Source organism: Leptolyngbya iicbica LK (assembly GCF_004212215.1).
Taxonomy (GTDB): Bacteria; Cyanobacteriota; Cyanobacteriia; order Phormidesmidales; family Phormidesmidaceae; genus Halomicronema; species Halomicronema iicbica.
Window position 1 is genome coordinate 903129 of sequence record NZ_QVFV01000002.1, and the last position, 14201, is coordinate 917329.

Below are 14201 nucleotides of genomic sequence, written 5' to 3' on the forward strand. Positions count from 1 at the left end.
GCGTGTGAGGAGTTGGCAGAATCGTGAAGAATTTCCATCGATCAATCTGGCGGCGATCGCTGCGCCGACGCCTGGCATGGAGCCTTGTGGGCCTGCTCTTGGGTCTGGGGTGTTGGGCGATCGCGCCGCCAGTCACGGCCCAAAGTGAGGCTGATGCGCCGCCCCCACCAACGGCAGCGCCGACTGAGGCCAATTCACCAACCAGTGAGGGCGGCTCCCTAATGGTGCCCAACGCTCAAAACCCGGTGATTAATCCGCTGAAAACCTGGACGCCTTATCAAATCCGGGAGCTTTTTGCGGAGAACGACAATCAAGCATCGGATACCGCTGCCATTCATTTAGATGGCCGCACCTTATTCGAGGTAGCGGCTCCCATCAGCGAGGAGGATACGCTCAATGCCCTCGAGCGGGCGTCGGCGATTGAAACTGAATTAGAGCGAATGGCCGCAGAGTTTTTGCGTACGGGTAATCCAGACACATTAGAGGTTTATTACGAGGTGGATGAAGAAAGTAATCAACCGGTCATTTACGTCAATGGCCAAATGCTGATGACGGTGACCTATCTGGACGCCCGGATTAACGGGATCAACAGCTTAACGCTACGGGCTCAACAAATTGTGCGGTCGGTTGAAACAGCGCTTCTCCAATACCACCAAGAGCGCCAGTCGGCCTTTCTATGGCAGCAGGTGCGCTGGACCCTGGCAACTTTGCTCATCACCCTGCTGGCGAGTTTTGCCATTAGTCATTTCGCGCGTCAGCTGAGTGTGCAGCGGCAGGCGCTAAAGCAAGGGAACTCGTTGGCGGGGCGATCGCCGACTCCAGAGAACCTGGCACTGGCGTCGTCGGGCCAGGTGAATCACATGCGCACAACCCTATTGACAAAGCAGCGGATTAACAGTCTTGGGATTGTCCGCGATGGGCTCAAAATTGTCCAGATATTTTTGTGGATTACGAGTGGGCTGGTGGTGTTAGGGTTTTTCCCTTACACCCGTTGGCTACAGCCGCTGATCGTGGATTTAATGCGGTTGCCGGTGCGCTTGGTGTTAGCCGGTGTGGTGGCCTATGTCGTGATTCAGTTAGCCAGTCTGTGGATTGATCGACTCTTTTTAATATTTCAAGGACGCACCGAAGTGCATTTGGAGCGATCGCAGCGCTTGATTTTGCGCCTGTCTACCTTTTCTCAAGTGATTAAGGGCGTGGTTGCGGTGGTCATTGTCGGCATTACCACTCTAGTCATTTTGAGCTGGCTGGGCGTGCGCATCGGCCCCCTGGTGGCCGGTGCCGGTTTAATTGGTTTTGCCATCTCATTTGCCTCCCAGAGCCTGATCAAAGACATCATCAACGGCTTTTTGGTGTTGGTTGAAGATCAGTATGGCGTGGGTGATGTCATTACCGTGGGCGCGATGTCGGGCTTTGTCGAAACCATGAACCTGCGCATCACCCAACTGCGGGCCACCGATGGCCAACTCATTACCATTCCCAACAGCCAAATCAATATTGTGCAGAACTTATCGAAGGAGTGGTCACGGGTAGATTTGATGATTCCGGTGGGGTTGACCGCCGACATTAATCAGGCCCTCCAATTAGTGGAAGATGAAGCGACTTTGATGCAACGGGATGAGATTTGGGGATCGTTGATTTTAGAGCCGCCGTTGTTATTGGGGGTGGATGACCTGAACCACGCCGGGGCCACCATTCGCATTTGGATCAAGACGCAGCCGCTGAAGCAGTGGGATGTGGCGCGAGAATATCGCCGCCGCCTAAAATTGGCGTTTGAAGCCGCCCAGATTCCCCTGGGGATCCCGCAGCAAGTGGTGCAGGTGTCCGGGCCGTATGCGCTCAGTCGGTTTGCCCACAACGGGCTGCATGGTCAGGAGGAGATTGAGGCGATCGCCCCAGCGCCAGCCCCACCCACCGGTTCACTGAATGTCACCCCAGATGTGTAATTTACTGGCGATCGCTGAGGAGCCCTGATGTCGCTATCCCCTGCTCAGACTACCCCCGTCGCGATCGCCCAACACCGCTATTGGTATTGGCGGGGTTGGCGCATTCGTTATCTGGTGATGCCCGCGCGATCGCCCCAGGCGGAGTTGCCACCACTCCTGTTGCTCCACGGGTTTGGGTCGAGCTTAGACCAGTGGCGCGACAACCTACCCGAGTTGGCACAACATCGCACGGTGTATGCGTTGGACCTGTTGGGATTTGGGGATTCTCAAAAGGCAGCCACCATCTTTAACACCGATTTGTGGAGTGACCAAGTACAGGCATTTTGGCAAACCTGGATCGGCCAACCCGTTGCCCTGATCGGTCACTCTTTGGGCGCTTTGGTGGCCTTGCATACAGCAGTTAAGACACCCGACATGGTGGAACGAGCCGTCTTGCTCACCTTGCCCGCCGCCCGCGAAGAGCTGCTCTCTGGGTGGATTGAGTCCCTTTCTCGCGGGGCCGAACGGTTGTTTTCGACGCCATTACTGATCCGCCCCATTTTCCAGATCTTTCGCCGCCCGGGAGTAATTCGAGGCGCCTTACGGGGAATTTATCAGCAGCGCGATCGCGTGGATGAGGCATTGGTGCAGCAATTTGTGCAACCAACGGCAGACCGGGGTGCAGCCCGCACGTTGTGTTACTTAGTGCGATCGCGGACCGAAATCCAATTCACCCCCGAAACCAAACAGTTGGTCCCCCAGCTCACGATGCCCACCCTGCTGCTGTGGGGCGACGCGGATCGGGTGATTCCCCTGTCTTGGGGACGACAACTCGCCCCCCTGAATCCACAACTCACCTTACAGGTTGTCCCTAACCTGGGGCACTGTGCCTATGACGAAGATCCAGCGCTGATCAACCGACTCATCCTGGTTTGGTTGGCTGAATCGCCAGAGTCATCCTCAACGGCTGTTGACTCTACCGACTCAGAGCATCGCAGCTAATCCTTCGGGCATCAAAAATTGCGATGGGGAGATGCCGAACTGGTGTTCATCGAAAATCCGGTATTGGGGAAAGTCTGGGAATCGGCCTTGTGATGGCGAGTGCGCCAGCGGCGAATCGCGATCGCCTGCCGTTGAATCGGCGTTAAATAGCCCTCTACTGACGTCAGCTCTGGATCTTCTGGCTCAACAGCTGACCTCGTTCTCGGCTGATAGCTAAGCCCGGGAGCCAAGTCATCAAAATGCTCCTCTAGCAGCAGCGCCCGCATCAGATCTTCCACCGATTCATACCGGTCCACCACATCGGGGCACAACATTTTGGTCAACACGGTCGCGAAGTGCTCACTCACAGCCACCAAGTGCCGCCACAAAATCGCCCCCGTTTTGGGATCAGAGTCAAACTCGATGGGGGTTTTACCCGTCAGCAAAAAGAGGCAGGTCATGCCCAGGGCGTAAATATCGCTGGCATACGTCGGGCGCAAAGCTTGCTGCTCTGGCGGCGCAAACCCTGGGGTCCCCACAAACTGAGTAATCGGAATTTGATAACCGCCATCGCCCAAATCGCCTAGGCACTCTCGCACCGCACCAAAATCAATCAGCACCAGACGACCATCGTCGGCACAGCGAATAATGTTGGGGGGTTTGATATCACGATGGATGATTTTGCAGCGGTGAATAAATTTCACAACGGGCAAAATTTCCCGCAAAAACAGCTTCACCTCGCGCTCGCTCTGCGGCCCGTCTCGCCGGACTTCCCGGGTCAAAACCTCACCCGGCACATATTCCTGCACTAAGTAAAAGCCGTCGTTGATGGTGAAATAGTCCAGGAGTCGAGGAATCTGGGAATGGCTGCCGACTTTGGCTAAGACTTTGGCCTCTTTGCGAAAGCGTCGTTTGGCTCGCTCTAGCGACAGGGGATTACTAACCTTAGGACAGAGCTGCTTGATCACACAAAGGGGACTGCCCGGAATGCCGCCGTCTTGAGCCAGATAGGTGACCCCAAAGCCCCCCGCTGCCAGCACTTTCACAATGCGGTACCGCTCCCGAAACATGTGTCCCGGTTTGTGGAGCTGACGGCGACGCGAAGAACGTCGACCAGCGCCTCGATAATCCGATAATTGAAGCGGTGAATTCTGAGTAGTCATCGGAGTGGCCAAGGTGTCTGGGTCATCTCACCGTGTAGACTTTCACAGATTACACGGTTTCTTCCTGTCGTGGGGGATGCGGAGCGGTTGGCGGGGTCGTGGCTGAGGCGATGGGCAAATTAAACCGAAAGATGCTGCCCTGACCGATCGCGCTTTCTACCTCAATATGCCCGCCGTGCAGCCCGATCAAACGGCGACAAATGGTAAGCCCAATGCCCGTACCGCCAGAGACGCGATCGCGGGAGCGATCGGCCCGCCAAAAGCGATCGAACACATGGGGCACATCTTCGGGGGCAATGCCCGGCCCGGTGTCTTCGACGGCCACCCACAGTTGCTTGGCATCTTTCCAAGCGCGCACCCTCACAGTTCCCTCCTGAGTATGACGTAAGGCATTGCCCAAAAGATTCACCATGACCTGCTCAATGCGTTCGGCATCGGCCTGCGCCAGCGGCAGCTTAGACGGAACATCGAGCTGAAGCTGGACGGGCGCGTCGGGTAATTGTTGATCGGCAAATCGACGCACTACATAATTCAATAGTTCTAGCAGGTCTGTCGGCTGGGGATGAATCGGCAAATAGCCGGACTCGAGCTGCGACAGTTCCTGCAGGTCGTTGACCAGTCGCTGCAACCGTTGAGTCTCCCGTGCGAGACGTTCATAAACGATGGGATCGGGGGCGATCGTGCCGTCGGCCATGCCCTCTAAATAGCCCTTGAGAATCGTCAGCGGCGTGCGGAGCTCGTGGGACAGGTCACTCACTAAATCCCGCCGTCGCTGCTCCACACTTTGAATGTCAGCCGCCATGTGATTCACGCTGTGAGCCAGGCGCGTCAGTTCCAAGATTTCGTATTCCGGCAGCCGCCGATCTAAATCACCGGCGGCAAATGCCCCCGTGATTTCCTCCATTTCCAGCAGTGGTTCGATAATCCGTTTAGACATCCAATAGCTCAGGGAACTGGCCGAAATGCCCCCCACCAAAGCGGCCCATAACAGGCCCCGACCTAACGCAAACTGAAACACATCGACTAACTGCCCCTGAAGCTGAGCAGCCCGAAAGTTGCCGATTTCGACTCGTCGTAGTCGCACCACAAAAAGTCGTGGAGAGTACAACCAGCCGACAGTGGCCAGGGTCAGCATGCCAATCGCCAGCACGATGAGCTGAGCACGAAAGAGGCGACTGCGTAGGCTAGGTTTACTCATACAACATCCGGCTCGTCTTCAAATTTGTAGCCCACGCCAATCACCGTTTTGATGAAAGTGGGTTGGGCGGGATCGGGCTCTACTTTTTTGCGCAGGCGAGCGACATGGGCATCCACAATGCGTTCATCGCCGTAAAAGTCATCGCCCCAAAGCTTGTCAATTAATTGCGGTCGTGTCCACACCCGCCCCGGATAGCTGACAAATGTTGCCAAGAGGTCAAATTCCAGCGTCGTGAGGGAAAGGGTTTCTGGCGCTTGATCGGGCTGCGATCGCACCGCTTCTCGCTGTTGGGGATCAATTTGAAAATGGGGACTTTGTAACTGCGGTGACTGCCCCCCCTGCCGGAGACTGCGACGGAGCAGCGCCCGCACTCGGGCCACCAATTCCCTCGGGCTAAAGGGCTTCACCAAATAGTCATCAGCGCCCGTAGAGAGGCCGATGATGCGATCAAGTTCTTCGCCCTTCGCGGTCACCATCATTATGTAAGGATCTTTTTCGCCGGGCTGTTGGCGAATGCGGGCACACACCTCTAAACCATCGAGGCCCGGCAACATCAGATCTAACACCACCACATCGGGTTGAATCGTTTGCGCCATCTGAACAGCCTGGTCGCCCCGGTGACAGAGATGGACTGTGAACCCCTCTTTTTCCAGATATAGCTGGATGAGATGGGCAATTTCTCGTTCATCTTCGACAACCAGAATGTCCATAAGCGTGCTTCAGACCAAAATCAGTCGCAGAGGGAAGGATGGAGGGGAGGGTGGATACAGCCATCGACGGCGTAACCTAGCCCTATGCTAAAGGGCAGATGTCAATCTGTGGATGAGGATGCCCAAACTGCCCCCCAAGGACTATGTGGAGTCGGTCGATTGGCCGCAGACGGTGACGCTACAGCCCATTGGCTGGGTGCGATCGCCTTACACTGAACGCCACGGTACGCCCCGCCAATCGCAGCTCTCGCACCCACCTGCCGACTATGAACCGGCGATCGCTCGCATTGAGCTTTTTGAGGAGGTCGTCCCCGCGATCGCCCTCAAAGATTTGGCTGGGTTTGACTACCTTTGGGTGATTGCCTGGCTGCATTTAAACCAAAATTGGAATCCGACGGTGATGCCACCGCGCGGGCCACGAGTCCGCCGGGGCACTTTAGCGACTCGGGCTCCCCATCGCCCCAATCCCCTGGGGCTCAGCGCTACCCGCATTCTCAATGTTGAAGGTAACGTGATTGAAGTTGCCGGCATTGATTTTTTAGACCGCACGCCCGTACTGGATATCAAGCCTTACGTGCCCTACTGCGATGCTTTTCCCCAGGCTAAGGCAGGCTATGTGGATGAGGCCGAAGCGGCGATCGCGGCGGAAACGGACATCTTTGGTCAGGCCGGTCATCCCCTCAAATAACCGCGATATTTCAACTAAAGTCATTGAATTTCTCAATCGGCTTTCGCGAAAAGAGGCAATGCCTACAGTTCAATCCCAGTGTTCTGTGATTGGATAGCTGAGCCAAACATCGAAAAAGGAACCGAGTAGTGAATCGACGTGAGTTTGCCAATTGGTTAGGGGTGGGGGCTTTAGCGAGTTCGCTGCCGATCGCGATCGCCGCCTGTCAGGGCGACACGGCAGACGCGCCGACGGATGCCCCCGCCGACACCGCAGCGACGGTTGAAGGAGATGGCTTTGCAGCGATTGGGACGGTTGCCGACCTGGATGCCGCCGGGTTCCTGGCTAACGTGCGGTTTCAGGGATCCCGAGTCCTGGTGATTCGTGATCCGGCCAATGCGGACGCGGTAATCGCGTTCAACGCTGTGTGTCCCCATGCGGCCTGCACCGTGGAATGGGGCGAAGAGACCCTGGTTTGCCCATGTCATGACTCGTTTTTCAACTTCGATGGCACAGTGGCCTCTGGGCCGGCTGCCGAACCGTTGGCACAGTTTGAGGCCAAAATCGAAGGCGATCAGGTTTTAGTCAAAGTTTGACCCCGTTAAAACTGGCGGCTCCATTCCTTTGGCCAGCGCTCGACCACCACCTTAGTTTGGGTGAAAAACTCGACCGCATGGTGGCTTTGCCCGTGCAAATCACCAAAGAAGCTGTCCTTCCAACCGCTAAAGGGGAAAAAGGCCATGGGGGCAGCTACGCCGATATTGATGCCAATATTGCCCGCTTCGGCCTCGGAACGAAACTTACGGGCAGCGGCACCGCTATTGGTGAAGAGGCAAGCCATATTGCCCCACGGACTGCGGTTGACTAGCGCGATCGCCTCCTCGACGGTCTCGACGTGCATCAGTCCCAACACGGGGCCAAAGATTTCGGTGCTGGCGATTGTGCCGTCAGGCGGCACACCTTGCAAAATGGTGGGTTTCACAAAACTCCCGTTTGCCAGCCCCGCAATTTGTGGCTGGCGGCCATCTACCAGCACTTGTGCGCCCTCATCGGCCCCTTGCTGAATCAGCGCCTCTATGCGATCGCGGCTCTGAGCGGTGATGACTGGCCCCATTTGGACGTTGGCCTCCAGGCCATTGCCGGTGATGCGTTGCGCCGCCGCATCGGCGATCGCCTCGGTGAACGGCTGCTTTGCCTCCCCCACCGTCACCGCCAACGAGGCGGCGAGACATCGCTGCCCCGCACAGCCAAAGGCACTATCAGCGGCGATGCGCGTCGTCATCTCCATATCGGCATCGGGCAGCACAATGATGGGATTCTTAGCCCCTCCCTGACACTGCACTCGTTTGCCGTGGGTAGCCGCCTGCGCGTAAATGTAACGGGCGACCGGCGAAGACCCCACAAAGCTAATGGCGCGAATATCGGGATGCTGCAAAATTGCATCGACTGTTTCCTTTGCGCCGTTAACCAGATTCAGCACCCCGGCGGGAAAGTCCGCCTGATCAATGAGTTCAAAAATTTTCTGCATGGTCAACGGCACCTTTTCTGACGGCTTGACCAGATAGGTGTTGCCGCAGGCGATCGCATAGGGCATGAACCAAAACGGAATCATCGCGGGAAAGTTAAAGGGCGCGATCGCCGCCGCCACCCCCAGCGGTTGCCGAATCATAAACTCATCAATGCCGCGAGCAATATCTTCTGAAAACGTGCCCTGCATAGCGGTAGGAATGCCGCAGGCCACCTCGACATTCTCGATCGCCCGCTGCAACTCTCCCCGCGACTCCTTCAAGGTTTTGCCACATTCCTGAGTAATCAAGCGGGCCAGCTCATCGGCATGCGCTTCCAACAATCCTTTGAGGCGAAATAAAGGCTGCACCCGCTCCACTGCTGGCACCCGTCGCCAGGCCAAAAACGCTTGGGCCGCAGCGGCGGTCGCTTGATTGACTTCATCGCCAGGAGAAAGCGGCACTTCGGCCAGCACTTGCGCCGTTGCGGGATTATGGACGGGGAGGCGATCGCTCGCGCTCGAAAGCCGCCATTCCCCGTTGATGTAGTTTTTGAGTACAGCGTTAGACATCGCTAGATTCCTGATCACCCTTCCATAGTGAATCATAGGTCGCCCCAGTGACCTGGATCAGACACGGGTTAGGGGTTGAGTCAGAAACGGCAGTTCCCTGTCTGCAAATCCTTTTACTGGCCGCACCGCTTGTCGTCAGGCTCTGGTTGGCCCCGATCATCCATTCCCAACAATGAATGGGCTGAGCACAGCGAACACATTTGGCACCCATTTCCCAACATAAAATTTGCCCTGGAAGCCGTCCGCTTCACAGGGCAGAAATCTTAGGCAGCGATCAATTGCAACGAAAGCTGACTTAACCCGCAGGCGGCGTCAACCAACCGGCACTTAAAACCACCGTTAACCCCATAAAGAGGGCGGTCAACGTCCAGGTGACCCGGTTCAAAGTGGTTTCAGCGCTTTTGGTACTGGTAAACAGTTGCGCCTGTCCACCCAGGGCTCCTAAGCCGTCCCCTTTAGGACTGTGCAGTAGCACCAGTACAGACAGACCGATCGCTGATACGGTCCACACTACTTGAAGGATCGAAACTACAGTCATAGGGTAATTGCGCCAAAAATTCAGACTTAAAAACTGCCGTTCTGCCGAGCGGCCATTTGCTCAATCATTTTAGCCTGCCAGGGAGATTTGCCCAAGCCGTTGCCGGGGCGATCGCTAGAGCCCCACATGCACCGGAGTCCGATTGGGTCGCAAGTCCACAGATGAATTGAGCAACATAGAGCGCCCGGTCATCTCTTGGGGCTGAGGAATATTCAGAATATCCAAAATCGTCGGCGCGATGTCAGACAAGCGACCATCGGAGCGCAGTTCGACCTCGGTACCATGCCCCGGAATCTTGAGCCCTTCGCCCTCCACCAGAATGAAGGGCACCGGGTTAGTCGTGTGAGCCGTCCAAGGTTTGTGGTTTTCATCCCACATGTATTCAGCGTTGCCGTGGTCAGCGGTAATAATGGCCGTGCCGCCCGCTTGGCTAATGCCCTCTAACAGCCGACCGAGTTCAGTGTCTACCGTCTGCAACGCCGTCACCGTAGCGTCCAAATTGCCCGTGTGGCCGACCATGTCGGGATTCGCATAGTTGATCACAATCAGCGAATAGATGCCTTTTTCAATCGCCGCGAGGGCGGTATTGGTTACCAAAGCCGCCGACATGGGGGGCGCTTTATCGTAGGTCGCCACTTGAGGACTGGGAATCAACTCTCGGTCTTCCCCTGCCAAGGGCTCTTCTAACCCACCGTTGAAGAAGTAGGTGACGTGGGCATACTTCTCGGTTTCGGCGGTGCGGAATTGCTTTAGCCCTTCGTCAGCAATGACTTCGCCCAAAATGCGATTCAGGTTTTGGGGCGGAAAGGCCACCTGCGCCGTCAACTGCGAGTCGTACTGGGTCATTGTGACGAAGCTCAGCGACTCAATCTGCGATCGCTCAAACCCGTCAAACTTGTTATCCAAAAAGGCGTGGGTCAACTGTCGCGCCCGGTCAGGACGGAAGTTGAAAAATAGCACACCATCGCCCGCTTCAACTGCTCCAGGGGCGATGCGCACGGGCTCCATAAATTCGTCAGTAATTTCGTTGGCATAGGCCGCCTGCATGACCTCTACCGCAGTGCGGCCATCACCGTCACCATCCGTCACCATCACGTCGTAGGCTTTTTTAATGCGATCCCAACGGCGATCGCGATCCATCGCGTAATAGCGACCACTGAGGGTCACGATGCGACCGACGCCGTGCTGCTCAGTAAAGTCTTGAATGGCTTGCACCGAACGATAACCATCCGTGGGTTTGGTATCGCGACCGTCAGTAATGACATGAATGCAAACTTCGGCAATATCCTGAGCCTTCGCCATTTCTAGCAGGCCCAATAGATGATTGAGATGAGAATGCACACCGCCGTCGGAGCAAAGCCCCACGAGATGGAGCTTGCTGTTGCGGTAGCGGACGGTTTGGCACAACTCAAGAATGGCTTCGTTTTCTTGGATGCTGCCGTCTTCAATGGCGTCGGAAATTCTCACGAGTTCTTGGGGCACCACCCGACCCGCTCCAATATTGAGGTGCCCAACCTCTGAGTTCCCCATTTGCCCTTCGGGTAGACCAACGTCTTTGCCCGATGTCCGAATCAGGGTGTGAGGATAGGCGTGCCAGAGGCTGTCCATCACCGGAGTTTCCGCGACAGTCACAGCGTTGCCATCAGCGTCTTCTCGATATCCCCAACCGTCGAGGATAATGAGCACCATTGGTGGGATTGGCGCTTGAGTCATTGGCTTATAGGGTTCCTGCAACTACTAGACAATTTCCGAGGGAATCATACCATCAGTTTTTTAGGTATAGCCTCTCGAAAAAATAAGCAATTTTTATGTTTACAACAAAAAACAACAGTGCTTTTGCGAATTTGCATCTTATTTTTCAGAGCTTATCAGCTCTTGCCTAATTTGCAAGCAGGGCTAACTCTTAGAAACGGACAATGAGCCTGATTTAGAAGCAGTTTTAGTCAACTTTATTCACGCATTCTCAGGAAAACCCTGTCGAGAAAGAAAAACTTAGGGACAGTGATTTTTGTTCGCATTTTTGAGCAAAATATCGCAGAAATCTCCAGGTTATGGCCGCTTGGCAGGCATTTGCCACGTGGCCATTTCAGGTGAGCAGGACTTGTGGTCAGTCTAGAGTTGATAGTTCACGATCTCGCTCTTTCCCGTTGCGACGCTACTCGACAGGAGCTCCGACAGGGTTCAGCCGCTTCAGCAAAATGCTTAGTGATTCAGACTTGCCGATCTGTTGCGGAGAAAATGCCTGACTTGATGCTTCATCCAGCGTTTGGGCCATCGGGGGGCAATGACTGCCGGGTGATCGTCCTAAATGTGGTCTCAATGCCGCCCTCGTCGCCAAATTCACAATATTCGGTGATGCGAATGCGCATCCCGATTTTCAAGAAGCCGTCATTTTGCGGGTGGGGGAGTTGGAGAGTCGCCACCCGCATCGGAGTCGCCGATCGCGCTGGTTGCCGCTGAATAAAATGCATGAGTCGAGATCGCCATGTTGACCGGGGAGGAGGTGGAACATACGAGGTCATGGTGGGGTAGCAGCCTGCCAGTTCGACATCGCCCCCTGGATCACCGCTAGGGCTAGGCGTCATGTGGGTCACGCGCAGATCCAGCAAATAATAAGCGGGACACTCGCGATCGCCCCCCAATGTACCGGACATCATCGGTTGTGCGGGTGATCGAGTAGCCCCGAACCATTGCAAACGCTGAATTTCACCTTCGATATCCCAAGGCCCGACGGGCGCAGAGGCTGCCATCTCAACTCGGGGACTCCATAATTTATCGGTTGCAGTCTAGGCTGCCCTGATATCGGCGATCGCTGTCATCAGTTCAGACGCGAACCCCAAAGCACCGGGAACGAGCACGGACTTCCGGTAGCATCAACTTAACCGGATCGCCTGCAAGGGTAATGACTATGTTGAATCATCGTGTCACCTTGATCGTCGTCTTGCTGAGCGTTGTGGGAGCGCTGGGCTTTGGGCTCAAAACCTGGCGAGAGCGGAGTCGGGTGTATGAGTTGGTGCTAGCTTCCGGTAGTCAAACCGGAGAGTATTACGCCTTTAGTGAAGCCTTTGCCGCAGTCGTCGAGCAAAATCATCCTCACATTCGCATTGAAGTGATTGCCACAGAGGGCTCAGCGGACAATATGACGCGCCTGCGAGACAACACCGCACAGTTGGCTCTGGTGCAGAGTGATACACCCGTCGAGCGCCCCGTGCGGGCGATCGCCCGACTGTTTCCCGAAATGTTTCATCTCTTGGTACGTCAAGACGCCAACATTCAAACCGTGGGCGACCTGCGCGATCGCCGCATTGCCCTGATGCCCGAAGGCAGCGGTTCGTACGCCCTATTTTGGCCATTGGTCGAGCATTACAACTTGAGTGAGGCCGATTTTCAAGCGCTGCCCCAAGCCCCAGAAACCGCCTACGAGTCATTACTGGCGGGAGACGTCGATGCGCTATTTCGGGTAATCACCCTGGGCAACCCGTCAATGAAGGCAGTGCTGCAAAATGATGCGATCGCCCTGTTAGCCATTGACCAAGTCGAAGCGTTGCAACTGGCACTGCCCTATTTAGAAGCGCAAACGATTCCCAAGGGCACCTACGATGGGGGCCGCCCGCTGCCGCGTCAAGATTTGCCAGTCGTCGGTGTGAATGCCTTGCTGGTCATCCACGAAAACTTGCCAGATGAGGTGGCCCACGCCCTGACCGAAACGCTCTATACCCACCGCAATGAGTTAGTTAGCCGCTACCCCCGCGCCGCGCTGATTCGGCTACCGAGTTCGGGCAACGATTTAGGACTGCCGCTACATCCAGGGGCTCAAGCCTTTTACGATCGCGACCAACCAGAATTCATCGTCGAATATGCCGAACCCATTGGCCTACTCATTTCGGTCTCAGTGTTATTAGCGTCGAGTCTTTGGCAATTTCGCATTTGGCTAAAGGGGCGGCAAAAAAATCGCGCTGACTACTACAACATTGAACTGTTGGATTTGATCGACCAAATCAACCAAACCCCAAATGCTGAAACGCTTGAAGACCTGCGCCAGCAACTATTCAAGATGTTGCGCGATGTCGTCTCAGACCTGGACAACGACTTGATTTCTGCCGACTCTTTTGAGTCGTTTACCTTTCCCTGGGAAATTGCCCTCAACAGCTTGCGCTATCAGGAAGCCACCCTGCTGAAGCGGCTTCCCTCGACCGACGTTCCGACCCACCAGCCTTAAAGCCAGAACAGGCCAAGTCAAGGAGGCTGTAGCAGCAAATCCTGTTTACAGCCCCCCAATCTGTAAGGGCGAACGGCTGTTCGCCTCTACGAGATGCCTATTTTGATCAGTTTTTTGGGAATTCGGATTCGCTATGACGACGATTTTGGAGAGTTGGATTCACCCAAGATCATGGAATGATGGCATCTACAGATCTAGGAGGGTAGAGGCATTGTTGTAATAACGCGCCCAGTATTGGGCATCAGGCCGCCATTCCCACTGGCTGCGGGTGACGGCAACTTCCATCACGGGCAGCGCGAGACCTTGATTTTCGCCCACCATCGTGAGCACCACCTCCGAAGTCAGGGGATCAGCGTCAAAACTGCGCTGAATACCCGCGCGGGCGATCGCTTCACACCGCCGCAAAAAAGTGTCGTAACTTTCGCCCTGGTCACGGGTGAGAAACAGCGTCACTCTGGCGGTGTAAGCCTGAGCCACGAGTGGAGTACTGACCACGGTGGCAAGGGCGATCGCGGTAATGCTGCCCAGCTTGATAAAGCGCCCACGGGACGCAAGACACCCTACCAACAGGTGTCGGCAGTTCGACATTAAGGTTCGACGCCAAGCTTGCATGATCATGAGTTCTCCCTGCGCGGCAATAAAGAAAAGGCTGATGCAGCGCCGCCCAAAGCGCCTTAAATTTAGCGACTGTCCGAAATCCCGTCAATGCTTATCGGGTCAAAA

Annotated in this window: 13 protein-coding genes; 5 read left to right on the top strand and 8 right to left on the bottom strand. The window is 55.5% G+C overall.

Features of this window, described 5'->3' with window-relative positions:
* Positions 1–23 precede the first annotated feature (23 nt).
* Both DYY88_RS11000 and DYY88_RS11005 read left to right on the top strand, forming a co-directional pair.
* Positions 24–1946 (top strand): mechanosensitive ion channel family protein, encoded by a 1923-nt coding sequence (locus tag DYY88_RS11000; protein WP_130199401.1) that lies wholly within the window; start codon positions 24–26, stop codon positions 1944–1946.
* A gap of 27 nt (positions 1947–1973) precedes the next feature.
* Positions 1974–2927, top strand: coding sequence for an alpha/beta fold hydrolase (locus DYY88_RS11005; RefSeq protein WP_044151313.1), 954 nt, complete (start codon positions 1974–1976; stop codon positions 2925–2927).
* Positions 2928–2938: 11 nt separating this feature from the next.
* Here DYY88_RS11005 and DYY88_RS11010 read toward each other — a convergent pair whose 3' ends face one another.
* Genes DYY88_RS11010 through DYY88_RS11020 form a run of 3 tightly spaced genes read right to left on the bottom strand, consistent with a single transcriptional unit; the run spans position 2939 to position 5977 of the window.
* Positions 2939–4069, bottom strand: a complete 1131-nt coding sequence (locus DYY88_RS11010) for a serine/threonine-protein kinase (protein ID WP_084607115.1) — start codon at positions 4067–4069, stop codon at positions 2939–2941.
* A 49-nt stretch (positions 4070–4118) separates the two neighbouring features.
* Complete coding sequence (locus tag DYY88_RS11015) at positions 4119–5267, bottom strand: sensor histidine kinase (protein WP_044151312.1); 1149 nt, start codon at positions 5265–5267, stop codon at positions 4119–4121.
* Positions 5264–5977, bottom strand: coding sequence for a response regulator transcription factor (locus tag DYY88_RS11020; RefSeq protein WP_039727998.1), 714 nt, complete (start codon positions 5975–5977; stop codon positions 5264–5266). The genes DYY88_RS11015 and DYY88_RS11020 overlap by 4 nt, the downstream gene beginning before the upstream one ends.
* 118 nt (positions 5978–6095) lie before the next feature.
* Here DYY88_RS11020 and tsaA point away from each other — a divergent pair, with 118 nt between their 5' ends.
* Together tsaA and DYY88_RS11030 are read left to right on the top strand one after the other, a co-directional pair.
* Entirely contained in the window at positions 6096–6665 is a 570-nt protein-coding gene (gene tsaA / locus DYY88_RS11025; protein ID WP_039727997.1) for a tRNA (N6-threonylcarbamoyladenosine(37)-N6)-methyltransferase TrmO, read from the top strand.
* A 128-nt stretch (positions 6666–6793) separates the two neighbouring features.
* Positions 6794–7240 (top strand): QcrA and Rieske domain-containing protein, encoded by a 447-nt coding sequence (locus DYY88_RS11030; protein WP_039727995.1) that lies wholly within the window; start codon positions 6794–6796, stop codon positions 7238–7240.
* A gap of 5 nt (positions 7241–7245) precedes the next feature.
* Here DYY88_RS11030 and DYY88_RS11035 read toward each other — a convergent pair whose 3' ends face one another.
* The 4 genes from DYY88_RS11035 to DYY88_RS11050 all read right to left on the bottom strand — a co-directional run bounded on the left by DYY88_RS11035 (position 7246) and on the right by DYY88_RS11050 (position 12009).
* Positions 7246–8721 (bottom strand): CoA-acylating methylmalonate-semialdehyde dehydrogenase, encoded by a 1476-nt coding sequence (locus tag DYY88_RS11035; RefSeq protein ID WP_039727994.1) that lies wholly within the window; start codon positions 8719–8721, stop codon positions 7246–7248.
* Between the two features lie 295 nt (positions 8722–9016).
* Positions 9017–9259 carry a preprotein translocase subunit SecG gene (secG, locus tag DYY88_RS11040; RefSeq protein WP_039727993.1) on the bottom strand — a complete coding sequence of 81 codons (243 nt, stop codon included), beginning with the start codon at positions 9257–9259 and terminating at the stop codon, positions 9017–9019.
* A gap of 114 nt (positions 9260–9373) precedes the next feature.
* Entirely contained in the window at positions 9374–10972 is a 1599-nt protein-coding gene (gene gpmI, locus DYY88_RS11045; RefSeq protein WP_039727992.1) for a 2,3-bisphosphoglycerate-independent phosphoglycerate mutase, read from the bottom strand.
* A 542-nt stretch (positions 10973–11514) separates the two neighbouring features.
* Positions 11515–12009, bottom strand: a complete 495-nt coding sequence (locus DYY88_RS11050) for a hypothetical protein (RefSeq protein ID WP_039727991.1) — start codon at positions 12007–12009, stop codon at positions 11515–11517.
* A gap of 158 nt (positions 12010–12167) precedes the next feature.
* Here DYY88_RS11050 and DYY88_RS11055 point away from each other — a divergent pair, with 158 nt between their 5' ends.
* Positions 12168–13478: a TAXI family TRAP transporter solute-binding subunit gene (locus tag DYY88_RS11055; protein ID WP_052288521.1), complete on the top strand. Its 1311-nt coding sequence runs from the start codon at positions 12168–12170 to the stop codon at positions 13476–13478.
* A 186-nt stretch (positions 13479–13664) separates the two neighbouring features.
* Here DYY88_RS11055 and DYY88_RS11060 read toward each other — a convergent pair whose 3' ends face one another.
* Positions 13665–14090, bottom strand: coding sequence for a hypothetical protein (locus DYY88_RS11060; protein ID WP_130199402.1), 426 nt, complete (start codon positions 14088–14090; stop codon positions 13665–13667).
* Positions 14091–14201 lie beyond the last annotated feature (111 nt).